The sequence below is a fragment of the Novosphingobium sp. MD-1 genome, assembly GCF_001014975.1.
GTDB lineage: Bacteria > Pseudomonadota > Alphaproteobacteria > Sphingomonadales > Sphingomonadaceae > Novosphingobium.
In genome coordinates this window covers 382,990-406,083 of sequence record NZ_BBXA01000020.1, presented here as the reverse complement: position 1 = coordinate 406,083, position 23,094 = coordinate 382,990, and the positions used below count along the sequence as shown (strand labels likewise).

At 65.4% G+C, this 23,094-nt stretch carries 21 protein-coding genes and 2 tRNA genes; 13 read left to right on the top strand and 10 right to left on the bottom strand.

Annotation, left to right across the window (positions count from 1 at the left end; translation table 11 throughout):
- The 4 genes from NMD1_RS06805 to NMD1_RS06790 all read right to left on the bottom strand — a co-directional run.
- A partial coding sequence (locus tag NMD1_RS06805) for a MoxR family ATPase (RefSeq protein WP_125954178.1) occupies nt 1–601 on the bottom strand: 601 nt, incomplete at its 3' end.
- A gap of 17 nt (nt 602–618) precedes the next feature.
- Nucleotides 619–1,896, bottom strand: a complete 1,278-nt coding sequence (locus tag NMD1_RS06800; protein ID WP_125954147.1) for a DUF4350 domain-containing protein — start codon at nt 1,894–1,896, stop codon at nt 619–621.
- Complete coding sequence (locus tag NMD1_RS06795; RefSeq protein ID WP_125954146.1) at nt 1,893–2,576, bottom strand: hypothetical protein; 684 nt, start codon at nt 2,574–2,576, stop codon at nt 1,893–1,895. Before NMD1_RS06795 ends, NMD1_RS06800 begins: the two co-directional genes overlap by 4 nt.
- Before the next feature lie 103 nt (nt 2,577–2,679).
- A complete protein-coding gene (locus tag NMD1_RS06790) occupies nt 2,680–3,570 on the bottom strand; it encodes a prephenate dehydratase (protein WP_125954145.1) in 891 nt (296 codons plus the stop codon).
- A 226-nt stretch (nt 3,571–3,796) separates the two neighbouring features.
- On the opposite strand from NMD1_RS06790, the gene NMD1_RS06785 reads away from it, so the two are divergent.
- The 4 genes from NMD1_RS06785 to NMD1_RS06770 all read left to right on the top strand — a co-directional run bounded on the left by NMD1_RS06785 (nt 3,797) and on the right by NMD1_RS06770 (nt 8,425).
- Nucleotides 3,797–4,687 (top strand): cytochrome c family protein, encoded by an 891-nt coding sequence (locus NMD1_RS06785; protein WP_124811176.1) that lies wholly within the window; start codon nt 3,797–3,799, stop codon nt 4,685–4,687.
- A gap of 353 nt (nt 4,688–5,040) precedes the next feature.
- Nucleotides 5,041–5,679 carry a glutathione S-transferase family protein gene (locus NMD1_RS06780; protein WP_125954144.1) on the top strand — a complete coding sequence of 213 codons (639 nt, stop codon included), beginning with the start codon at nt 5,041–5,043 and terminating at the stop codon, nt 5,677–5,679.
- Complete coding sequence (locus NMD1_RS06775) at nt 5,676–6,839, top strand: CaiB/BaiF CoA-transferase family protein (protein WP_124811174.1); 1,164 nt, start codon at nt 5,676–5,678, stop codon at nt 6,837–6,839. Before NMD1_RS06780 ends, NMD1_RS06775 begins: the two co-directional genes overlap by 4 nt.
- A 287-nt stretch (nt 6,840–7,126) precedes the next feature.
- Nucleotides 7,127–8,425, top strand: a complete 1,299-nt coding sequence (locus tag NMD1_RS06770; RefSeq protein ID WP_125954143.1) for a site-specific integrase — start codon at nt 7,127–7,129, stop codon at nt 8,423–8,425.
- 68 nt (nt 8,426–8,493) lie between these two features.
- Here the strand turns inward: NMD1_RS06770 and NMD1_RS06765 are convergent, their stop codons facing one another.
- From NMD1_RS06765 to NMD1_RS06745, 5 genes are read right to left on the bottom strand one after another with little or no spacing between them, the layout of a single operon-like run.
- A complete protein-coding gene (locus NMD1_RS06765; RefSeq protein ID WP_125954142.1) occupies nt 8,494–9,240 on the bottom strand; it encodes a M48 family metallopeptidase in 747 nt (248 codons plus the stop codon).
- Entirely contained in the window at nt 9,240–12,284 is a 3,045-nt protein-coding gene (locus tag NMD1_RS06760) for a type I restriction endonuclease subunit R (RefSeq protein ID WP_125954141.1), read from the bottom strand. The genes NMD1_RS06765 and NMD1_RS06760 overlap by 1 nt, the downstream gene beginning before the upstream one ends.
- Nucleotides 12,281–13,477, bottom strand: coding sequence for a restriction endonuclease subunit S (locus tag NMD1_RS06755; protein ID WP_233497386.1), 1,197 nt, complete (start codon nt 13,475–13,477; stop codon nt 12,281–12,283). The genes NMD1_RS06760 and NMD1_RS06755 overlap by 4 nt, the downstream gene beginning before the upstream one ends.
- Nucleotides 13,478–13,482: 5 nt before the next feature.
- Nucleotides 13,483–14,520 carry a virulence RhuM family protein gene (locus NMD1_RS06750; RefSeq protein WP_125954139.1) on the bottom strand — a complete coding sequence of 346 codons (1,038 nt, stop codon included), beginning with the start codon at nt 14,518–14,520 and terminating at the stop codon, nt 13,483–13,485.
- On the bottom strand, nt 14,510–16,009 hold the full coding sequence (locus tag NMD1_RS06745; RefSeq protein WP_125954138.1) for a class I SAM-dependent DNA methyltransferase: 1,500 nt from the start codon (nt 16,007–16,009) through the stop codon (nt 14,510–14,512). The genes NMD1_RS06750 and NMD1_RS06745 overlap by 11 nt, the downstream gene beginning before the upstream one ends.
- Nucleotides 16,010–16,137: 128 nt before the next feature.
- On the opposite strand from NMD1_RS06745, the gene NMD1_RS06740 reads away from it, so the two are divergent.
- The 7 genes from NMD1_RS06740 (at nt 16,138) to NMD1_RS06710 (ending at nt 20,646) form a co-directional block, all read left to right on the top strand.
- Entirely contained in the window at nt 16,138–16,962 is an 825-nt protein-coding gene (locus NMD1_RS06740; RefSeq protein WP_125954137.1) for a hypothetical protein, read from the top strand.
- A 21-nt stretch (nt 16,963–16,983) separates the two neighbouring features.
- Nucleotides 16,984–17,244: a helix-turn-helix domain-containing protein gene (locus NMD1_RS06735; protein WP_125954136.1), complete on the top strand. Its 261-nt coding sequence runs from the start codon at nt 16,984–16,986 to the stop codon at nt 17,242–17,244.
- 142 nt (nt 17,245–17,386) lie between these two features.
- A complete protein-coding gene (locus NMD1_RS06730) occupies nt 17,387–17,698 on the top strand; it encodes a MarR family winged helix-turn-helix transcriptional regulator (protein WP_125954135.1) in 312 nt (103 codons plus the stop codon).
- Nucleotides 17,695–18,645 (top strand): toprim domain-containing protein, encoded by a 951-nt coding sequence (locus tag NMD1_RS06725; RefSeq protein WP_125954134.1) that lies wholly within the window; start codon nt 17,695–17,697, stop codon nt 18,643–18,645. The genes NMD1_RS06730 and NMD1_RS06725 overlap by 4 nt, the downstream gene beginning before the upstream one ends.
- On the top strand, nt 18,638–19,894 hold the full coding sequence (locus NMD1_RS06720; protein ID WP_158453920.1) for an AAA family ATPase: 1,257 nt from the start codon (nt 18,638–18,640) through the stop codon (nt 19,892–19,894). The genes NMD1_RS06725 and NMD1_RS06720 overlap by 8 nt, the downstream gene beginning before the upstream one ends.
- A gap of 279 nt (nt 19,895–20,173) precedes the next feature.
- Nucleotides 20,174–20,539, top strand: coding sequence for a DUF2280 domain-containing protein (locus tag NMD1_RS06715; protein WP_125954132.1), 366 nt, complete (start codon nt 20,174–20,176; stop codon nt 20,537–20,539).
- Between the two features lie 30 nt (nt 20,540–20,569).
- Nucleotides 20,570–20,646, top strand: a tRNA-Arg gene (locus NMD1_RS06710).
- A 212-nt stretch (nt 20,647–20,858) separates the two neighbouring features.
- On the opposite strand, the gene NMD1_RS06705 is transcribed toward NMD1_RS06710, so the two are convergent.
- A tRNA-Gln gene (locus tag NMD1_RS06705) sits at nt 20,859–20,932 on the bottom strand.
- Between the two features lie 168 nt (nt 20,933–21,100).
- Between NMD1_RS06705 and NMD1_RS06700 the strand changes: the two genes are divergently transcribed.
- Together NMD1_RS06700 and NMD1_RS06695 are read left to right on the top strand one after the other, a co-directional pair.
- The gene (locus tag NMD1_RS06700; protein ID WP_124811173.1) at nt 21,101–22,393 is read left to right on the top strand and encodes a Ppx/GppA phosphatase family protein; all 1,293 of its coding nucleotides are present in this window, start codon (nt 21,101–21,103) and stop codon (nt 22,391–22,393) included.
- On the top strand, nt 22,390–23,085 hold the full coding sequence (locus NMD1_RS06695; RefSeq protein ID WP_125954131.1) for an RlmE family RNA methyltransferase: 696 nt from the start codon (nt 22,390–22,392) through the stop codon (nt 23,083–23,085). Before NMD1_RS06700 ends, NMD1_RS06695 begins: the two co-directional genes overlap by 4 nt.
- Nucleotides 23,086–23,094: the final 9 nt, after the last annotated feature.

Here is a 23,094-nt window from a genome sequence, read left to right as displayed (position 1 = left end):
GATCGGCGGGCTTCGCCGACCGCGCGCCCTCGCCATAGCGGGTGACGATGCGCGCCTCTTCCTCGAACGAGGGATAGGGCACCAGCACCTTGAACAGGAACCGGTCGAGCTGCGCTTCGGGCAGGGGATAGACGCCCTGGCTCTCGATCGGGTTCTGGGTGGCGACCACCATGAACCGGTCCGACAGCGGGTGGACCTCCCCGTCCAGCGTGACGCGCCGTTCCTGCATCGCTTCGAGCAGCGCGGCCTGGGTCTTGGGCGGGGTGCGGTTGATTTCGTCGGCCAGCAGCAGCTCGTGGAAGATCGGCCCCCGCGTAAGCGTGAACTGGCTGGTCTGGAAGTTGAACAGGTTGGACCCGAGGATATCGCCCGGCATCAGGTCCGGCGTGAACTGGACGCGCCCGAAATCGAGGCCCAGCGCGGTGGCGAAGCTTTGTGCCAGAAACGTCTTGGCCGTGCCCGGCGGGCCTTCGAGAAGCACGTGACCGCCCGCGAACAGCGCGATCAGCAGGTGATCGACGATCCCGTCCTGCCCGATCACGGCCTTGGCCACTTCCCCGCGGATGGCCAGCGCCAGCGCGCGCACCTGCTCCAGCGTCATCGTCTCCTGTCCCTCGGTCACGTCAAATCCTTCTCGATCTGCTGGAGCGCGGCGGCGCGGCGCGCCACCTCGTGCGGTTTGCGCGTGGCGCGCAGCTTGTTCGCCAGTTCGGAAAACGGCGGTCCGGAAAGGCCGCGCCGTTCCTGCGCGCGGTCTATCATTGCTTCGGCTTCGGCGCCGCCGTGCCCGCGCGGCAGGCCCAGCGCCGCGATCAGCCGCTCGCGCACCGCATCGGCATAAGGCCCGGTGACGAGATGGACCCGTCCGGCGCGGCGGATCAGGCCGGCGGCGTTTTCCACCAGCGCGGTCTTGCCCAGCGCGATGGCGCGGCCCTGCTGGCGGGCGGGGCCGAACCGGCAGAACGCACGCCAGCCCACCGCCACCATGGCGAGCAGCAGGCAGATCGTGGCCGCCAGGAACGGCGGCTCGAACGCCAGCGACAACAGGTTGCGGCTGGCGCCAAGGCCGTTGAGCGTGAGGTCGAACGTGACCGGCTGGGTCGTTCCGTCGGCGGCGGCCAGCACCAGTTCGCGCGCCATCAGCGCGGTGCCGCGATCCGCTAGTCCCCAGTTGTCGAGCAGGTCCGGCTCGAACACGAAGATCACGGGGTAAAGCCCGTCGTCGTCTCCGCCCACGTCGTGATCGATCCCCGCGAAATCGTTGAGCGCGGGATAGTAGCCGTCATCGTCGAGGAAGGCGGCCAGGATGCGGCCGTCGCCCGAACGGACAAGCGGGACCAGCGCCTTGCCTTCGCCCGACAGCACCTGCCGATCGTCCGGCAGCCGCCCCGCGCGGCCGATTGCGCGCCAGCCCCCGGCGGGCGCATCGCGATGGCTGGTCAGGCGCACGGCGATATCGTCGTGAAATCCGTTCCATCGCGGCGCTTCGGTGCCGACAAGCTCGGTCCAGCCGCGCGGCACCTTGGCTTTGCGTTGCTGGTCGACCGGCGCGGCGACCCATTTGGGCGTGACGACCAGCGTCGGTCCAATCATGCGCCGTTCGTTGACGATCTTGGCGATATCCTCGCCCTTGGCCTCGGCCGGCGGGGTCAGCACCAGTAGCCCCACATCCCTGAGCGCGTCCTTGCGCCGCGCCCGCCGGATGTCGACGTCGTCCGCCTCCAGCATGGCGACCAGCCCGGCAAAGCCGTTCAGGCCGCGTCCGCTGGCGTGGCCTCCGCCGTTGTTGGCATTGCCCCCGCCATTGCCGAGAAACCATAACAGCGCGACGAAGGCGATCGCGCCGACGGCGACGAGCCCCAGCACCGTGCGCGGGCGGAAGGGGGATTCGTTCATCCCTGCGCGCTTTTCAGATCAGCCAGGGCGAAGCGGGCATAGGCCTCGCGCGCGCGGCTCCAGTCCTCGGCGTTCAGCCCGCGCAAGGCGAACAGGCTGCGCTCCACTTCGCGCGCGATCACGCCGAACGCCTGCTTGGCCGCCCCGGGCAGCGCCGCGATCGCGCCGATCTCGCGCGAAGTGGTGGAGGGCGCCAGCCATTCCGGGCGCGCGGCGGCGATATGGTGGACGCTGCGCTGGAGCAGGAGGTGCGCCGCTTCGCCATAGCGGCCTTCGGCGGCCAGCCGGTCGGCTTCTTCCAGCAGGGCGATGGCGGCGGCGCGATCGGGCGTCCATTCGGTTTCGGCCGCCGCTTCGCGCGGGCGCCGGTCCCGCCACAGGGGCCACAGCAGGCTCCACGCGATCCACAGCGCGCCGGCCCCGATCAGCACCAGCAGAACCGTCTCGAACACACCGAAGCCGAGGCCCAACCACCGCTCCAGCCACTGGCTGAGCGGCTTGAGCAGTTCGGCGAGGAACCGCGCGATGGCCTCCAGCCAGGCTGGCGGCTGCGGCGGGACGACATGCTCCGGCGGGACCGGGGCGAACTGGATATCCTTGATATCGCGCATCGCGCGCCAGGCGTGTTCCCCCGCCTGTGCGCCCGCTTCCGCGCCTTGCTGTCCAGCGATTGGCCCCACCTTGGCAGTCACGAGGCCAGTGGTCGCACGCTCTTCCCGGAGCGGCAAGGGGGGATGGCACCGAAGCCGATGCGACGATGCCCGCGTGAAGCCGCCGTCCCGCTCAGCCGCGCTGGCGCTGCAAGGGATAGGTGCCGAGCATCCGGACGTGCTTGGCGAAGAAGCCCAGTTCCTCCAGCGCCCGGTCCACGGCGGGATCGCCGGGCGTTCCCACGATGTCGCAGAAGAACTCCGTGGCGGCGAAGCTCGCCCCCCGCTGGTAGCTTTCCAGCTTGGTCATGTTGACGCCGTTGGTCGCGAAACCGCCCAGCGCCTTGTAGAGCGCGGCGGGGATGTTGCGCACCTCGAACACGAAGGTAGTGATCGCCGGGCCGGCGATCTGGACAGGGTCGATCGGCTCGCGCGCCAGCACCACGAAGCGCGTGGTGTTGTCGTGCGCGTCCTCGACGTTGTCCTCGATCACCTTCAGGCCATAAAGTTCGGCGGCGATGCGCGGCGCGATGGCGGCCACGGACGGATCGCCGAGTTCGGCGACATAGGCCGCGGCGCCGGCGGTATCGGCATAGGACAGCGGCACGATGCCCCGCGCGCGCAGGAAATGGCGCGACTGGCCCAGCGCCTGCGGGTGGCTGTAGGCGCCGGTGAACGGACCATCGCCGGTGGCCATCAGCGCCGCGTGGATCGGCAGGAAGTATTCGCCCACGATCGACAACCCGCTTTCGGGCAGCAGGAAGTGGATGTCGGCGACGCGGCCGTGCTGCGAATTCTCGATCGGGATGATCGCCCGGCCGGCGCGTCCGTCCTTCACCGCATCGAGCGCGTCCTCGAACGAAAAGCATGGCAGCGGCAGGCAGCCGGGCAGCGCGTCCATCGCCGCGCGGTGCGAATTGGCGCCCGGCGCGCCCTGAAACGCCACGGCGCGCGCGGGTTCGCGGGCGGCGGCGGCGGCCATCGATTCGACCAGGGCGAGCGCGGGAGCGGGGTAGCTTTGCATGATGCGCCGGCGATTAGGCCGCGACCGGCCACGCGGCAACCCACAATTCGGCCATCGCCGGGGCACGAATCCCCCGCGAACCGGGGGCGATCGGGCATCGTTGTTCGCATTCTTTGCGGCGTCATCGGCGCAATCGCTCTTGCGTGCGCGCGGAGGCCTGACTAGAGCGGCCAAAATTGCGCTGGGGGCCGGCAATGGGGTCGGCGGGCGCCAAGTGGGGCAGGGAATGGACGACCGTTTCAATACCATCGCCGGTTGGACCTTGTTCGGCGGGATCGTGGCACTGGGGCTTTCCAGCCTTTCCAGCCACTATTTCATGGCTGACAAGCACCATGCCCCCGAAAAGGCGGGTTACGCCATCGAAGGCGTGGAAGCCGAAGGCGGCGCCGGCGCGGCGGCGCTCGAACCGATCGCCAACCGTCTGGCCAAGGCGGATGCCGCCAAGGGCGAGGCGATCTTCGCCAAGTGCAAGGCCTGCCACACCATCGATCAGGGCGCGGCCAACGGCATCGGCCCGAATCTCTATGAAATCGTGGGCGATGCCATGGCATCGGGCCGTGGCGGCTTCGCCTTCTCCGACGCGCTCAAGGCCAAGGGCGGCAAGTGGGATTTCGCCAGCCTCGACGAATGGCTGACCAACCCCAAGAAGTTCGCGGACGGCACCAAGATGACCTTCGCCGGCATCGCCAATCCGCAGGACCGCGCCGACGTGATCCTCTATCTCAACACCAAGGGCTCCAACCTGCCGCTGCCCGCGCCTGAGGCGGTTCCGGCCGCCGGCGCCGCGCCGGCCGCCGCAGCCGTGGTGGGCGATGCCGCCAAGGGCGAGAAGATCTTCGCCAAGTGCAAGGCCTGCCACACCATCGACCAGGGCGGCGCCAACGGCATCGGCCCCAACCTGTTCGGCATTGCCGGCGAGAAGGTCGCTGGCGACCGTGGCGGCTTCGCTTTCTCCGACGCGCTCAAGGCCAAGGGTGGCAACTGGGACGACGCGACGCTCGACGCCTGGCTGTCTGGCCCGGCCAAGTTCGCCGCCGGCACCAAGATGACCTTCGCCGGCCTGCCCAGCGCGCAGGACCGGGCCGACGTGATCGCCTATCTCAAGACCAAGAAGTAAGCCGCCTTTCCGCAAGGCAGCCTGCAAAAAGGGGCGTCCGGCCGGTCCGGATGCCCCTTTTTCGTGGCCTTTGCGGGCAGGCGACATCCCATACTTGCAAATTATGCAACTCAGCGCTCGTCCTTCGCACTTGCGAAAGAACCGGTCCGACGGCACATAGGACGGGCCTTTCAGGCATCCTCTCCCAAACTTCCAAAGGCCGGCTCTGCCGGCCTTTTTTTTGGCCGGCCTTTTTTTGGTCTGCGCCCTTTCCCGGTTCTTTTTCGGGGCGAAACGGCACGCGAGGTTTGCAACGCCGGGCCCACCGATTTAATCATTCGATTAAACGCGACCCGCGCCACGGAGAGGTGCCCATGAAACCCGTGCTCTATCACTGCGCCGATGCGCGCTCGTTCCGCGTGCTGTGGATGCTGGAGGAGCTGGAACTGGACTACGAGCTGAAGCTTCTGCCGTTTCCGCCGCGCCTGCTGGAGCCGGGATTTCTCGAGATCAACCCGCTGGGGACCATCCCGTTCTACCAGGAGGGCGCGGTGCGGATGACCGAATCGCCGGCGATCGTGCAGTATCTGGCCACGCGCCACGGCGGCGGACGGCTGGAGATCGGCCGCGACGAGCCCGGCTTCGGCGATTATCTCAACGCGCTGTCCTACGGTGAGGCGACGCTGACCTTTCCGCAAACGCTGGTGCTGCGCTATTCACGGCTGGAGCCGGCCGAACGGCGGGTGCCGCAAGTGGCGGAGGACTATGCCCGCTGGTACCGGGCGCGGCTGCGCGGGCTGGCGGCGCTGCTCGAACAGCGCGACTATGTGGCGGGAGGCCGGTTCACCGCCGCCGACATTTCGGTGGGCTATGCGCTCCTGCTGGCACGCACGCTGCGGCTCGACCGCGATTATCCGCCGCAGATCGCCGCGTACTGGGAGCGGCTGGAACAGCGCGACGGCTATCGCCGCGCACGGGCGGCACAAGGCACCGATGGAGATTTCGCGGCATGACCACCCTGCTTGAAAACATTCGCGTGATCGACCTGACCACGGTGGTGTTCGGCCCCTATGCCACGCAGATGCTGGCGGACATGGGCGCGGACGTGATCAAGGTCGAACCGCCCGAAGGTGATCAGATGCGGCAGGCGGGACGGCCGAAGCAGGGGCGCGGCATGGGGCCGGTGCACATGACGCTGAACCGGGGCAAGCGCTCGATCGCGCTCGACCTGAAGCAGCCGGCCGATGCGGAGGTCATGCGCGGCCTGCTCGCCGATGCCGACGTGTTCGTTCACAACGTGCGCGGTGCCGGCATCGCCCGCCTGGGGTTCGACTACGAATCGGTCAGGGCCATCCGCCCCGACATCATCTATGTCCATTGCGTGGGCTTCGGATCGGACGGCCCCTATGCCGGCCTGCAGGCCTATGACGACGTGATCCAGGCCGCGACCGGCACCACCACGCTGCTGCCGCGCGCCGATGGCGATGCCCGGCCCCGCTTCGTGCCCTCGCTGATCGCCGACAAGGTTTCGGGCCTCTATGGCACCCAGGCCGTGCTGGCGGCGCTGTTCCACCGCCAGCGCACCGGCGAGGGGCAGCTGGTCGAAGTGCCGATGTTCGAATGCTTCGCGCAGTTCATGCTGCAGGAGCACCTCTATGGCGAGGTCCATGACGATCCGGTGCAACCCGCCGGCTATCCGCGCCAGGTCGATCCCCATCGCCAGCCCTTTCCCACGCGCGACGGCTGGGTCAGCATCGTCCCCTATACCGCGCACACGATCGCCCGCGTGTTCGAGGTTCTGGAAGCGACCGAGGTGTTCGACGACCCGCGCTTCGCCACCGATCTCGACCGGCTGCGCAATGTCAGCCTGCTTTATGCCGAGATCGCCCGGCGCACGCCCGCCCGCACCAGCGCGGAATGGGTCCGGATCCTGAACGCGGCGGGCGTTCCCTGCATGGAAGTGCGCGATCTGCAGGATATCCGCCGCGATCCGCACCTGGCCGCGGTGGATTTCTTCCACCATCGCGACCATCCGACCGAAGGCGGCTATGTGGAAATGCGCCTGCCCATCCGTTTCGCCGCCATGCCGGCACGAGACCTCGCGCATCCGCCCGCCATCGACGAACACGGCCCCGCCCTGCGCGCCGAAGCGCAACGCCGCCACAAGCGCTGATCACGCGCCCGGGCGGGCTATCTGACGGGACCTGGTTGGGGGCAGGGAGCGGCGACGGCGCACGCAATGGGCAACGCCGCAATCGCGCTAGCCATTGCACAAGGTTATGATTTCATAGGGGGAGTTTGGATGCCCGACGAGGACTATTACAATGTTCCGTCGTGCTCCGAGGTTGACCAATAAAATCATGTAAATTCGATGTTTTATATCTCTGCCATTCCGTCCACTGCCGTTGACGTTCGTCAGAAGCGGCAATATCGTGTGGGGGCAAATGTGGGGAGAAAAGTGTGGGGAAACTCACCGCTGCCAAGGTTCGCAATGCCAAGCCCGGATTCGGATCGTCTGGGAAACCGGTGAAGCGCGCCTATCAGGATGGCGATGGCCTGTTCCTGCTGGTCGCGCCCAGCGGCACTAAATCGTGGATGCTTCGTGTGCAGGTGGATGGCAAGCGCCGGGACATAGGTCTTGGTGCTGTCGATGTTGACGGCCTGGGCAGTACAGCCTTCGGTAGGGACGATGCCCGACTGACCGATATACCTCTGATGTTGCGCAAGAGCCTGTCTCTGGCTGAAGCACGAGAAAAGGCGGCTGCGCTACGCAAGCTGGCGAAGTCCGGGAGTGACCCTAAGGTCGAGCGAGATCGGCAACGGGTAAAGGTGCCCAGCTTTGCCGAGGCAGTGACGGAAGCACACAAGGCGTTGTCGTCCGGCTGGAGTGATCGCACGGCCAACGCCTTCAAGGCTTCGCTCGAAGAACATGCTAACCCCAAGTTGGGGGCGTTGAAAGTCAACGCGATCGGCAGTGCGGACGTTATCGCCGCGCTTGCCCCGATCTGGACCAGCAAGCCCGTCATGGCCCGCAAGGTGCGCAGCCGCATCGGGCAGGTGCTTGCTTTCGCCAAGGCGCGCGGCTGGCGCACCGACGCGCTGCCGGACGTCCGCGAACTGCGTACCGGCCTTTCCAAACAGGCGCGTGGTGGCAACTTTGCCGCGATGCCATTTGCTGAAGTGCCCACATTCTTTGCGGGCGAACTCGAAAAGGGGGTTAGCGCCAGTCGGCATGCCGTGTTGTTCGCTATCCTCACCGCCGCGCGATCGGGGGAGGTGCGGCAGGCGACCTGGGAGCAAATGGACCTTGAGGCCCGCAAATGGACGCGCCCGGCGTCAGTCATGAAGATGAAAGAGGGGCACGTCATCACTCTGTGCGATGCCGCCGTGGCGCTGCTCGATGCCTATGCCTCGAAGGATATGCGCAAGGGCCTGATTTTTGCTGGCGTGCGGGGCGGGCCGCTGTCTGACATGTCACTGACAAAGGCCATGCGCACGGCGGGCCGATCGGAAACCGTGCATGGCTTTCGCTCCGCATTTCGGGACTGGGCTGCCGAAAGGATGCCAACCATTCCGGCCATGGTGGCGGAAATGGCGCTGGCACACCGTGTCGGCACCACGACGGAACAAGCCTATCTACGTACCGATTTGCGCGACATGCGCCGCTCGCTCATGGAAGCATGGGGTCGTTTCGCCGCGCCTTCGCTGTCTGGCGTCGCGGAGAATATCACGCCGATCCGTTCGGCTGCGAAGCGCTGACGGTGATGACGGTTATCGTACTTGCACGCTCGCTCCAGCCCACGATGCCTTCTGTTCCCGTGCATGGATCATCGGAGGAACTGGTCGGACAGGGTGCCCTGATGCCGTTCAAGCCAGGCTTTGGAGAGAGGAAAGTCGGGGAATAGCCGTCCCAGAAAATCCCAGAACTCTGGGCCATGCGACCTGTGCCGCAAGTGGGCCAGTTCATGGACAACCACGTATTCCAGCACCTTCCTTGGCGCGAAGATCAGATGCCAGTTGATGAGCACGTTACCTTCCGCGCCGCATGATCCCCAGCCGTTGGCGAAGTCTGCCACGCGGATGGAACGGGGTGCGAGGCTGTGCTTCTTGCTGATGGCTGTGGCGATCTCGCTCACGTCTCGCCGTGCGCGCTGCTTCAACCAGTGTTTCAACTCGCTGGCGACGAGCTGGCTGGGATCGTCACCGGTCCAGTGCGGCAGATCGACGATGAAGCCGTTGCGGTAGGTGACAGTCGCCCGCTCTGCATCGCTGCGACGGACTGTCAGCGGCATGTTACGCCCCCGGTAGGGTATCTTGGAGCCGGTTGCGAATCGCGGCACGGCGTGACGGCTGGCTGTGATCCGCTCCATGTCGCGCATGGTGTTGAACAGCCATTGGCGCTTGCGATCGAGGAAGCCCGCAATGTCGTCATCGTCATCGGTGGTGAGTGCCAGCACCTCGACCATGGCCTGTCTGCCTGGGCCGGGCGTGACGGTGATGCGCCGTTCGGTGGCGCAGGCGCTGCGGCGAAGCTCGTAGGCGATCTCGGCCCGCCCAATTCGGAGCGTCGGCATCAGGTTCCGCCCCCATAGGCGTTGATGGCAAACTCCTCGACCTGCTCGCGGATGGCCTTGGTTTCGCCGATGCCATGCTCGGTCAGGATGCGGCGAACCTGCTGGCGCAAGGACCGGAGGTAGGCCTCCATGTGGCCAAACGCGGGCTGCGTCGCGGCGGCTTCGGCATAGACCGCGCCGATGGCGGTAGCGGCAATCCGCAACGTGTCGTGCGCGGTATCCGGGGCGATGGCCTCCATGATGCGCAAGATCGAGAAGGCGTTCTCGTCCATGCCAAGATCGGCGTGCGCGCCCTGTTCGGCCTGAATGTCGCCGGTCAGGTCCTCGAAGTCGGCCAAGCCGTCGGCGGCGGCGATCTGGCCCGCCTCGAAGCGGCGGATGATCTCCAGCACCCGTTCGGAGAAGCGGCCATACTGCGCGGGGTTCTTGTCCACCAGTTCACGGGTGACGCGGCGAAGCTCGGCGGCCTTGCGCACGAAGGCTTCCTGCAACTCGGCGTCAGACTTTTCTTCCGTGTCGAAGTCGTCGGCGAAGTTGGGGTCGGTGATGTCGCGCAGCCGGATCGTGGTGGAAAGACCCGTCACATGGACGTGCGCCTCCAGCATGTCCCTGATCTTGCCGGTATAGCTGCGGTGGTCGAGGCTTTCGTCCTTGGCGATGGCCTGCATGGCCAGCCGCAGGAACGCCGCTGCCCATTTCACTTCACGGGTGAAGTCAAGGATGGCGGGGTCGGGCGAGAGGTTGCCATAGGCCCTGATGAAGGTTCGGGTCAGGCGCTGAAGATCGAACCATTCATCCTCCCGGCCATTCGCCGCGATGGCGGCGGCGGCATAGGCGGCGGCTTTCTCGTCCATGCCGTCCAGCCTCATGGCGCGTTTCTGCGCTCGGTAGCGGGCGTGGGCTTCCCTGAGGTCGTTGCGCAGCACGGCGATGTCGCGCAGCGCGTTTTCTACGTCGTCGGCGCGGTAGGACTTCAGCGCCTCGTCCAGATGGCTGGTGACGCCTATGTAATCGACGATCCGGCCATTGGGCTTGGTGATCTCCACCCCGTTCGGCAGGGTGATGGAACAGGTGCGGTTGGTCCGGGCGATGGCCTGGAGAAGGTTGTGCTCCCTCAGGGGCTTGTCGAGATACATGACGTGTTCGATGGGGGCGTCGAACCCCGTCAGCAGCTTGTCGCACACGATCAGGAAGCTGGGCTGTGCCCCGTATGCCTTGAACCCGTCCTTGGCGTTCTTCTCGGCTTCGGCATCGAGATAGAACGCTTTCAGCCCGTCGCGCAGCGCCTGCACGTCCGGGTTACCGCTCGGTTTGTCATCCTCCTGGCTCTTCGAGAACACGCAGGCGATCATCGCGTCGGCCTGTGTCTGCGCCGCCTCGGCCTCCATGCCGTCCCTGGCCAGATCGGCGGCGATCACCTTGGACAGGGCGGCGCGGTAGAGAATCACCGCCTCGCGATCCACCGCCACGATCTGCGCCTTGAAGCCATCCGGCCGGCACACCGTCTTGAAGTGCTCCCAGATGTCGAGCGCGATCAGGCGCACGCGTTCGGGGTGCTTGGCGATGGTCGCAAGGGTCAGACCCTTGCGCTTCAGTTCCTCGCGCTTGTCGTCAGGCAGGTCCACGAACCAGCGGTCGAACAGGATGTCGATCTCGGCCTCGTTGATCGCCCAATCGGCTTTGCGGCCTTCATAGAAGATGGGCACCGTGGCCCCGTCGCGCACGGCATCGTCGATCCCGTATTTGTCGAGATAGCCTTCGCCGGCCACGCTGAACCGGGCGTAGGTGTCCTTGTCGGTCGATTTGATCGGCGTGCCGGTGAAGCCGTAGAAATGGGCATCGGGCAGCGTCGCGGCCAGGAACGCACCCAGGTCCTTTTCCTGCGTTCGGTGGCATTCGTCCACCAGCACGATCCAGTTGGCCGAGTTGGGGATGGCCTCCTTCGATCCGGCGAACTTGAAGATGGTGGAGAGCAGGATCTGCCCGTTGCCGCCCCGGTTCACCGCCTCGCGCAGCGCCGCCACCGATCCGCACCGCGCCGGGTTGGGTAGGCCGCAGGCGACGAAGGTGCCGCTGATCTGGTTGTCGAGGTCGATCCGGTCGGTCAGCACAAGGATGTTGGGGTTGGCGAGGCTGGGGGCGTCGAGCGTCAGGTGGGTTTTCAGCTTGAGCGCGAGGAACACCATGGTCAGGCTCTTGCCCGACCCCTGCGTGTGCCAGATCAGGCCCTTGCGGTGCTCGCCCGCTGCAACCCGTTGCACGGCCTTGTTGACGGCGCGGAACTGCTGGTAGCGGCAGACCTTCTTGATCTTGCGGCCCTTTTCCTGGTCCACCTCGAACACGATGAAGTGCGCCAGTAGGTCGAGCAGGCGCGACGGCTCGCACAGGCACCACAGGTCCTTCGACAGGTCGTCCGGGAAGTCCGCGCGGGTCCGGGGCCAGGGGTCGGGCCACGGGGCGTAGAACTGCGCCGGACTGCCCGTCGCGCCGTAGAACGTTGCCATGCCATCGGTGACCACGTTGAAGGCGTTGGACGCGAACAGGCGCGGGATGTCGCGCTCATACTGCTTGATCTGCTCGAAGGCTTCCTCTGCCCGCGCCGTGGCTTTCAGCGGCGACTTGGCCTCGATCACCACCAGTGGGATGCCGTTCACGAACAGCACCAGGTCGGGGATGCGCGGGCGCTGGGCGGCGACGTGGAACTGGCGGGTGACGTGGAAGCGGTTGCGGCTGGGTTGCTTGAAGTCGATCAGCGCGATCGGGCTATCGCGGTTCTCGCCGGTCAGGCGACGGGAATAGCCGCCGCGCAGCTTGCGCTGCCAATCCTCGTTGTCGGACAGGGTGGCAAGGTCGGCATAGATCGCCTCGGCGTCGGCCTCGCCAATGCCGTTGAGGTCGCGCAGCGCCGCGATCAGCACGGGCTTGAGGATGACCCGGTTCTCTTCCACCCGCATCGCCAGGGCGGCGGCTGGCGACAGCGCCTGCCAGCCCATGCTCACCAGCGCATCGAGCGCGGGTTTCTCGGCAAGGCGATACTCGCTCATAGGGTTTTCCGATTTTCTGGCACCCGCACGCGACCGGAGAGAAGGTCGGACATGAGCGCCTGCTTTATCGTGCTCAAACGGATATGTTCCTCACCATACTTGACCGAAGCAAAGTCCAGATCAGAAACCGCGTCAGCAAGTGCCTGCTGGGTTTCAAGATTAGGAAGCGGAACCGACACCGTGAGCAAGGTGTCAGTATCGAGCTTCTTCGTGCCATGCGTCGCAGTGTTGACTACACGCAGAAGCTGCCGTTCTTGATGCTGCAAGCATAGTTGCACGAACTTGGGCAAAGCGCGACCGTTGGGCCGAAACGCCTTCATGTCTTGGTTGAAGGTCGCATCCATTGCCGTCGTGGCGGTTGGGATAGCTTTCGCCAAGATCATACCGCGAACGACGATCATCAGCGTTCCCTTGGGTGCCAGCTTGCAGCTTCCTCCGAGCGCAAGCGGCGTAAGCGTGGAGTGGGTCTGCCTGATGACGGGTGTTTTCATATCGCGTGGGCATACCCACGGCACGTCACCGCCCCACTTGCTCTCATCGTCTTTGGACGGGGTGCCTCCGCTCTGCCAGCTTCCTAGCTCACCGAGGGCAACCGGCTCCCATACCGTTTCCTCGAAGGCGCTGTGCAGAATGGCTGCGCGTGCCCGTGCGACCTGATCGAGCGCGGCCCGGTTGGCGGCAATCGCCTCATCCACCGCCCGCAGCACCTCGGCGATCCGCCGCTGCTCGTCGAGCGGGGGGAGGTTGATCGGCACTTGCGCGAAGGCGTCGGAGTAAAGGCGCAAGCGATCATCCACGATGCCCTGTGAGTAACCATGCAATAGGGACATCATCGGTTCGGAACGAAGTGCAATGTGCGCGAACACCGGTTCAACGTCCGCCGATGGGGTCATCACCACGTATGCGGGGCTGATGATACAGTCAGCCTCTGCAAGCCCGCACGCGCCCTGCCACATGCGCATCATGTTGTATGCGATGTCGCCCTTGCGCACCAAGGCATGACCTTCTGGAGGCAGGTCAGACGCAACGCGCCTGTCCAGCGATGACCGCAGCACAAGGCCGTGCTCGATGCTGACCGAAGCAACCGGAAGCCCCACTCGGCCTTTCTCCTTCCGCTCGGCGAATACTGCCCCAAGCCGAACGCGCCGCCAGCCATTCGGCAGGTTCGTCACGTCGCGCTCCAGTTCCGTCACCGCACTCACTTACCCTTGCCCTTCGGCTTGGCCTTGGGGCGGACCGCGCCGATCTGCTTGGCCTTCTTCGTCGCCTCCACAAACGCGCCCTCCACCGCGCTGGGCGCGTCAAGCTGGCGGGCGTGCCACTGGTCATATTGGGCCAGCGCCCTGGCCTTGGCGACCTCGGCAGAGATATGGCCGGCATGGGTCAGCACATCGCGGTCACCCAACGCCAAGAAGTCATCCAGCTTGGCGATCCAGTCGCGCATGGTCATGGGCTTGCGCGCCAGGGCCTGCAACTCGGCAAACTCCAGATAGGCGGTGACGATGCGGTTCAGCGCCTCGATCTCTTCCGCGTTCAGATAGTTCTTGGCGATATGCACGTCGCCCTTGCGCACCGGCCCGCCCTTGGACTGGTTGGCCCAGGAGGTCAGGCCCATGTTGTCCCTGGCGGCATCGGCGCGGGCGGCGACAATCTCGGCGGCGGTGTGGCCGTGCGCCGCCCAATGCATCTTGTTCTGCACGGTCTGGAAGAACAGCTGGCTGGCCTCGGCGCTGCCGTCGTAGTCCACGCTGGTGGCGTAGATGTCCAGGACCTTCCTGTAGAACAGCTTTTCCGACGACCGGATGTCGCGGATGCGGGCAAGCAGTTCCTCGAAATAGTCGGCTTCGGGGTCTTTCAGCTTCGCGTCGTCCATCGCGAAGCCCTTGACCAGATACTCCGCCAGCGTGGTGGACGCCCAGCGCCGGAACTGCGCACCGCGTGGAGACCGGACCCGGAAGCCCACGGCGAGGATCATGGGCAGGGCGTAATGCGCGATCTGGCGGGAGACCTCGCGCTTTCCCTCGGTGCGAACTTGTAAGAACGGCTTACAAGTTGCCGCCTCGTCAAACTCGCCTTCCTCGTAAATGGCGCGAATGTGCTGCGTGACGGCCTGCGGCGTCACGTCGAAAAGCTCGGCGATCTGCGCCTGCGTCAGCCACGCGTTGTCGCCGATGGTCTTGAGCTGGACCGTAACCCGGCCGTCCTCGGTGTTGTAGACGACGATCTCACCCGACATAGCCGAGCCTCCGCAGGTGGCCGAACATCACGGCCTCGGCCTCGTTGCGCTGGGCAATCAGGTCTTGCAGCCTGGCGACTTCCGCCGTGACATCGACCGCCTCGGCATCCGCGCCGGTCTGGACGTAACGGCTGATATTGAGGTTGTGGCCATTGGCGGCGATCTCCGCTACCGGCACCACGCGGGCCAGCTTGGCGATGTCGGCAAAGCCGTGGACGGCATCGGCCAGCGTGCGGATATGCTCGTCGGTCAGGAAGTTCTGCGCCTTGCCGGGCATATAGGTGGCGTCGCCGTTGACGATCAGCACTTTGCCGCGCCGGTCGGCGGGCTTCTTCTTCCGGCAGATCAGCAGCGCGGCAGGAATGCCCGCGCCGTAGAACAGATTGGGCGCAAGGCCCACCACCGCCTCGATCACGTCGGCGGCCAGCATGGCCTCCCGGATGCGGCCCTCGGCCCCGCCCCGGAACAGGACGCCGTGCGGCACCACCACCGCCAGCACGCCGCCGTCCTTCAGGCTGGCGAGCATGTGCTGGACGAAGGCAAGGTCGCCATAGCCCTTGGGCGGGCAGCCATATTCGTCGCGCCCGAACGGGTCGCCGTTCTGCCAGACCTCGTGGCCCCAGACCTTTTCCGAGAACGGCGGGTTGGCCAGCACCCGGTCATACGCGCCCACGCCCTCGACGAACTCGCGGGCCTTGGGGTCATACCGCTTGGGGCTGAGGATCACGTCGCCCTTGGCGATGAAGGCATCGTCCACGTCGTGCAGGAACAGGTTGATCTCGGCGATGCCCCAGGTGGCGAAGTTCTTCTCCTGCCCATAGAGCGACAGGCTGCGGGCGTTCTCGCCCCGGTCCTTCAGGTACTGCACCGCCTCCAGCAACATGCCGGCCGATCCGCAGGTGGGATCGTACACCGACATGCCGGGGCGTGGCTCGACGATCTCGATCATGAGCCGGACGATGGAGCGGGGCGTGTAGAACTCGCCGCCCTTCTTGCCCGCGCCCTCCGCGAACATCTTGATGAGGTAGAGGTAGGCGTCGCCCAGCATGTCGGCGGGGACGTCGGCATTGCGCAGCCGGTGCTTCTCGAAATGGGCGAGCAGCTTTTCCAGCAGGGCGTCGGAGAAGCGGTCCTGATTGGCGAAGTCCACGTCGCCGAACACGCCGCGCAGCCGCAGGTTGGCGTCTTCGATGGCGGCCAGCGCGCCGTTCAGCCGCTGGCCGATCAGCGTGGATTGCTCGCGCACGGCCTCCCAGCGGTGTTCCTTGGGAATGTGGAAGCGGTGCTCGTCGGGGTCGGCCGCTTCATCGCGATCGCCGGTTTCGGCCAGGAGCTTCTCGTACTCCTCGTCCCACACGTCGCACAGGCGCTTGTAGAACAGCAGGCCGAAAATGTACTGCTTGTAGTCCCCGGCATCGACCGTGCCCCGCAGAATGTCGGCCGCGCCCCACAGGTGGCGCTCAAGTTCTTGTTGGGTAAGCTTTGGCATCGGGTTCGTAAAATTTCCCTTGGCAGACAAACGTCGGCTGTTCGGATCGATCACTATCAACGTGCGGCGGCCAATCAATCGGAACTGTTGAACGGGCAGTGCAGTGAGGCCGTGATCGGCGGCGGCCGGTGGTGTATGTGCGCGGAATGACATCGCGACCACCCCGCCGCCAATTGCCCGGAACCAAATATGTAACACTATCCGAAGCGCTGACCTGGATCGCATTTGGCGATGCGATGAAGTGTGAGGAACTGCGGGTGCAGGTGGAAGGCCATCGTCCGCCCGTCAGTGATGACCCGAATGAGCGGGTGCGAAAGTTCTTTGCCCATGCAGATGAGGGCGCGCCCGATGTTCCCGGCATAGGCCATTTTGAGGACCGTCGGTCGGGGCTAGGCAGGCTGACAGAGGCTTGGCGTCAACTGCGGGATGCTGTTGATCGCGGTAACGTCAAAATGCGCGGCAGACTCACGTCTAAAATGTCTCTTGCCGACGCGTACCTGGCTGAAGTGGAGGAATTGAACGGGAATATACTCGCGACGTTTTCGCAATTCGATGTCTCGACGGGCGCACTTCGACGCCAGCCCGAAGGATCGCCGAGTATCCTGTGGCAGGGCGATCCGCGCAGTTTTGACCGTGAATATGAGTCATTCGGAGACGATGCTCGCGCGGCAGACGGTTATCTGCTTGTCGAGGTCGAGCGAATTGGGGCGTCAGGCCAAGTGTCCCTGACTACGACTGCGCGTTCACCATCGGTCAAGGATGGCCACCCGCCCGAGGACAAGGCAATTCTTGCCAAGGCCGATGAAATGAAGGCGCGGGGCATGGATGGACGGACCATTGCCAGCATGATGAGGCTTGAGGAAGGCTTTGAGAATGTTGCCACAGTCGCGGTTCGCGAACTTCTAAAAGGGCGATGGAAGCCGGGCGGAAGGCCCAAACGAAAGACCCCATAAAAGGCGCATATAGTTCCGCACATGCGCATTTTGCTGCGGAATTTTCATCGTGCGCTGCTGGCTCCTCCAGCGCATCCCCGCACTTTCGCCGGGACGCTGGCGGAGACAAAGATCATGGAACCGATTGCTCTCAGCGTGTCGGATGCCGTCAAGGCGTCCGGTCTCGGCAAAACGACCCTCTATGAAGCGATGGCCGATGGCCGTCTGGAAACGCGCAAGGTGGGGCGCAAGCGCCTGATTCTGACGCGCTCGCTGCGTCGCCTCATCGAAGGCGAGGTGTGAACCATGGCCCATAAAAGCGAAACCCGCGCGGAGGCGCGGGCATCGCGGAATAGCTGTGGCGGCTGGTTCCGGGACTGCCCTAACCCTCTCGCCATCCAGACGCAATTCCTGACCGCCGTGCTCGCATTCGGAGGCCAGGCCCATGTCTGATCGCTATCCCGACGTTCCCGGCGCGAAAGGTCCGGACGGCACCAGCCAGGACGCCGCCGAGGCTATCGCGCCTTGCGCTTCCCACCTTCGCTGCGTTGCCATGCGCTCGCTGGACAGGCTGGGCGAGGCAACGGTGCTGGAGGCTGTCGCCTTTGCCCAGGTCGCCCGCGAGAGCCTGCAACCGCGTTTCTCCGAACTGCGGGCCATGGGCCTTGTGGAGCCGACCGGCGCACGTCGCCGCAATCCGTCCGGCAAGCGCGCGGCAGTGCTTCGCCTTACCGACAAGGGGAGGGCCGCGCTGTGACCGATCCCGTTTCGGAGTTTCTCCATGCCATGGGGGCGGCCGGTATCCGCCCCATGGAGCCGATTGCCGACAAGCTCGCTTCCGGCGATCCCGTCCGCTTCCGCGCAGATGGCGACAAGCCAGGGCGGCGCAACGGCTGGGCATGGCTGCACCTCGATGGTGTGCCCGCTGGCGTGTTCCGGCATTACCGGCTGGGCGTGCGGACGGTGTGGCGGGCGGGGAGCGATCCCCGTTCGCTGTCCCCAGCCGAACGGCGCACGATCATGGCTCAGGCCCGTGAAAGCGAAGCCCGGCGCAAGGCGGAAACGGAAGCCAAGCAGGAAGCGGCAACTGGCGTTGCCCGCGATCTGTGGCGCGCCGCAGGCAAGCCCGATCCCGCGCATGGCTATCTCACGCGCAAGCGGCTGCCCCCGTTCGGTATCCGGCAGCACCGTAATGCGCTGCTTGTCCCGATGTTCGATTGCGACTTTCGTCTGCGGAACGTCCAGCGCATCTATCCGAACGGGCGCAAGCTGTTCCTATCCGGCGGGCGCACCGATGGCCTGTTCTGGCCGCACGGCGTGTTCAGTTGCGATGGCGGGCCATCGGCCGGGCCGCTGGTGATCGGGGAAGGCTTCGCCACCATGGCCGCGGTCCATCATGCAATCGGCCACGGGGTTGTCGCGGCCATGTCGGCACGCAACCTTGAAACCGTTGCTCGCGCCGTGCGCAAGCTGTTCCCCAGCCGGACGCTCATCATCGCGGCGGACGATGACCGCCACCTGTCGGAGAACATCGGGTTGAATGCCGCCCGGAAGGCAGCCGCGTCCGTTGGAGCGCTTGTGGCTACTCCGCTGCCCTTTGCACCGGAAATGCACTCGGCTGAAACGGAAGCCGATTTTGCGGACATTGCGCCTGCCGAGGTGGCAGCCCGGATCGCCCAGGCCGGAACGGCTGGTCATGCGTAATGCGGCCGCTCCCATGGACTTTGCCGACATGGAACCGGAGGAGGTAGCCAGCCGCATTGCGAAGGCGGTGCCGGCGGGCACGTCCATTCGCGCCACACCCTATCGCTGGCCCAATCCCAGTTCGCTGCCGAGGCGGCAATGGCTGCTAGGCCATTGGCTGCTGAAGGGCGAGGTTACGGCGATCATTGCGCCCGGCGGCACCGGCAAGAGCACGATCGGCACCGCGCTGGCGTTGTCGCTCGCGTCCGGACGACCGCTGCTTGGCAAGCCGCTTCCGCGCGGCCCGCAATCGGCTTGGATCTACAATCTTGAGGACTCGCAAGACGAACTGGAACGGCAAGTGTCCGCAGCCTGCCTTTTCCACGGGATCACGAACGCTGTCTGCCAAGACCGTCTTTGCATCGATAGCGGGCTGGTCCAGCCGCTCTGTACGGCAACCGAAGATCGCGACGGTTTCGCCATTGCCGAGGACGTGTTTGCACAGGTCGCGGCGGCGGTGCGGGAGCGGGCAATCTCGGTCGTGATCGTGGACCCGTTCGTTTCCAGCCATACCGTGCGGGAAAGCAGCAATGAGGCAATCGACGCCATCGCCAAGCGGTGGAAACGGCTGGCTCAGGAAACCGGCTGCGCGGTCGTGCTGGTGCATCATACCAAGAAGCTGGGCGGGCGTGAGGTGACGGCAGAGGACGGGCGCGGTGCCGTCGCGTTGCGCGATGCTGCCCGCGTCGTGCTGCCGCTCAATGCGATGAGCCAGGCCGAGGCCGAGGAACTGGGCATTACCGATCCGGCCTTGCGCCGCTCGCTGGTGCGCGTCGATACCGGCAAGGCCAATCGCGCTCCCCCGGATGCGGCGACGTGGATCAAGCTGGAAAGTCAGTGCCTCGATAACGGCAATGCCAACGAGCCTGCCGATTATGTCGGCGTTGCCTGCCTCTGGGAAAAGCCGGATGTGTTCCATGGGCTGAGCGCACGGCACCTCTACATGGTCCAGCAAAGGCTTGCGGCTGGTAACTGGCGCGAGAACGTGCAGGCCAAAGATTGGGTTGGCCACCTGGTCGCCGAAGTGGCGGGCTTTTCCGCCGAAGCCGACAAGGCGCGGATCAAGGCTATTCTCCGGGCATGGTTCAGGAACGGCGCTTTGGCAAAGGAGCATCGTCGCGACGGCAAGGGCAATGACCGTCCATTTGTCACCGTCGGGAAGCCTGTCGATCCGCATGAGATCGGTCGCCCTCCTCACCCTGAAAAGTGAGGTGGGGAAAGTGAGGAACCTGATTGGCGCTGACCCCCGTTCCCACCACCCCCACCTCCCTTATTGGGAGTGGGGTGGTGGTGGTGAGGGGGAGCAGGCCAACATCGCCGACCAAGACCTGACCGCAGGGTGGGGGTCGTACAGGGTAGGTGACACGACCTGGTGGACCGTTGCCCACACGTCGGTCGATCATGAGCGGTTGGTCCGCTCAGCCGTTCATCATGGATACGGGGTCATGGACGTTGGCGGGGCGTGGGCGACTTACCCAGGACTTACCCGATGAGGCGTTTATCGAATGCCATCAAGCGGCGGATTGTCGAGCACCTCGCCTGTTATCAGTCACATGCCGAGGTCGCCGAACTGATCGCCAGCGAGTTCGATGTCACCCTGACGCCGCGACACGTCCGCGCCTATGATCCGACATCCTTCCAGTTTGCTGGCTCGCACCGATGGCTCGACTATTTTCAACTCGTCCGCAAACGGTGCGAGCAGGAACTGGGCGAGGTTGCCATCGCACACCGAATCTATCGGATTCGACGGCTTCAGCGGATACTCGATCAGGCAATGGAACGTGGGGACTACCGGCTGGCTCTCAAAACCCTTGAGCAGGCGGCAAAGGAAATGGGGAACTGGTATGTTCGCTGAGCTAAGGCTAGGGTAAGGAGCATTCTGGCTGCCTCCGTCGCCCAACTGGATAGGGCAAAGGGCTTCTATCCCTTCTGGTGCAGGTTCGAGTCCTGCCGGGGGCGCCAACGCTCTGCCGCTATCCCTTTTTCTGGCGGTCGCTCTGCCCTGCAATATGATTCGGTGCGATGCAATTCCGGTCGGGGCGATGTCGAGCACCACTTCGCCGTCGTTCGTCACCAACCACCTGCAAACATGGTGCGATGTGGGGGAAAGTGTGGGGGTGAATTTCACCCTCATCCCGCAAAATATTGAGAATACAACATATTTTGCGGAAATTTGGATGCCCGACGAGGATTCGAACCTCGATTGACGGAGTCAGAGTCCGTAGTCTTACCATTAGACGATCGGGCAATGGAGCGGCGCACTTAGAGGGGGGCTGGCGGCAAGTCAAGCGGCCTTGCGCGCCGTTCCGCGCGATGCGGGCGCGGCGGTCTTGCCGGGCGTCCCTCGTGCCGTTACCATGGCCGTCAAGTACCCGCCACGCATCACGCAGGCGGGAAAACATAAGCGAATTGAAACATGGCGGAGATCAATCCGCCGGCCCCGGGGCAGGGGGCGCGTTCCGGCAGCAAGAAGCGGCAACGACCTCCGCCGCACGCTCTGGCCGGTTCCTCGTCTCCGCAACCGAAAGCCGCCGGCGTTCCACAGGGTGCCTTGCGCCCGCCCGAGACACCAGCCTTGCCGGAGGAATCGGCGCAGCAGGCGCGGCCGCTGTGGAACCGGCCCATGCCCTTTCACCGCCAGGCCTATGCGGCGATCGACCTCGGCACCAACAATTGCCGGTTGCTGATCGCGCGGCCATCGGGCGATCATTTCGTGGTGATCGACGCGTTCAGTCGCGTGGTGCGGCTGGGCGAAGGGCTGGCGCAGTCCGGCCGCCTTTCCGACGCGGCGATGGACCGCGCGCTGGGCGCGCTGCACATCTGCGCCGAAAAGCTGCGCAAGCGCAATGTTCACCTGGCCCGCTCGGTGGCGACCGAGGCGTGCCGGCGCGCCACCAACGGCGCGGAATTCATCGAGCGCGTGCACAGCGAGACCGGCATCCGGCTGAACATCATCACCGCGCAGGAAGAGGCGCGGCTGGCGGTGCTGGGCTGCCACATCCTGCTGGAACACGGCGACGGCCCGGCGATGATCTTCGACATCGGCGGCGGATCGACCGAGATGGTGCTGGTCGATACCGGCGAGCCGGTGCCGCGCATCCTCGACTGGCAGAGCGTGCCCTGGGGCGTCGTTTCGCTGACCGAGAGCATCGGCCCGATTTCCGACGAGCCGGCGGCGCGCGCCGCCGCTTTCGCGGAGATGCGGCGGCGCGTGGACGAAGGCTTCGCCGCCTTTGCCGAACGCGTGGCGGGCGAGCGCAAGGCGGCGCTGGAGCGCGGTGCGATCCGCCTGCTCGGCACCAGCGGCACGGTAACCACGCTGGCCAGCCTGCACCTGAAGCTGCCGCAATATGACCGGCGCGCGGTGGACGGGCTGATCGTGCCGGTCGAATCGATGCGCGGGATCAGCCGCCGGCTGTCCTCGCTCAGCCCCACCGAGCGCATCGCGGTGCCGTGCATCGGGCGCGAGCGCTCCGACCTGGTGGTGGCCGGCTGCGCGATCCTGGAATCGATTTTCGACATCTGGCCGGCGGAGCGGCTGGGCATTGCCGATCGCGGCATCCGCGAAGGCATCCTGCGCAGCCTGATGGCGACGGGCGGCGAAGCCGAGCGCAGCCGCGAGGCGCTGCGCGCGATCCGCCGGAAAGCGGGCGCGCAAATGACCGGTGACCAGATAACAGGCGACCAGATAACAGGAGATAGGCCATGAGCCGGTCTGGACGCGATCCGGGCGAAAGACTGCGCACGGCCAAGAAGCGCACCGCCTCTTCGGCGCGCTGGCTGTCGCGCCAGATCAACGACCCCTATGTGAAGCAGGCCAAGGCCGATGGCTATCGCAGCCGCGCCGCCTACAAGCTGGCCGAACTCGATACCAGGTTCGGCCTGCTGCGGGGCGTGCGCCGCGTGGTGGACCTGGGCATCGCGCCGGGCGGGTGGAGCCAGATCGTGCGGCAGAAGGCGCCGGCGGCGAAGATCGTCGGGATCGACCTGCTGCCAACCGATCCGATCGACGGCGTGACCATCTTCCAGATGGATTTCATGGCCGACGAGGCGCCGGCGGCGCTCGAAGGCGCGCTCGATGGCGAACCGGACCTGGTATTGTCGGACATGGCGGCCAACACCGTGGGGCACAAGCAGACCGACCACCTGCGCACGATGGGGCTGGTCGAGACGGCGGTCGATTTCGCCATCGCCACGCTGGCGCCGGGCGGGGCGTTCGTCGCCAAGGTCTTCGCCGGTGGCACGGACACGCAACTGCTGGGCCTGCTCAAGCGCAATTTCACCACGGTAAAGCACGCCAAGCCGCCCGCGAGCCGCAAGGATTCCTCGGAATGGTACGTGATCGCCCAAGGCTTCAAGGGCCGTGTGCGCACGGAGCCGGCGGACGAGGAAGAAACGTGAGGCCCCGGG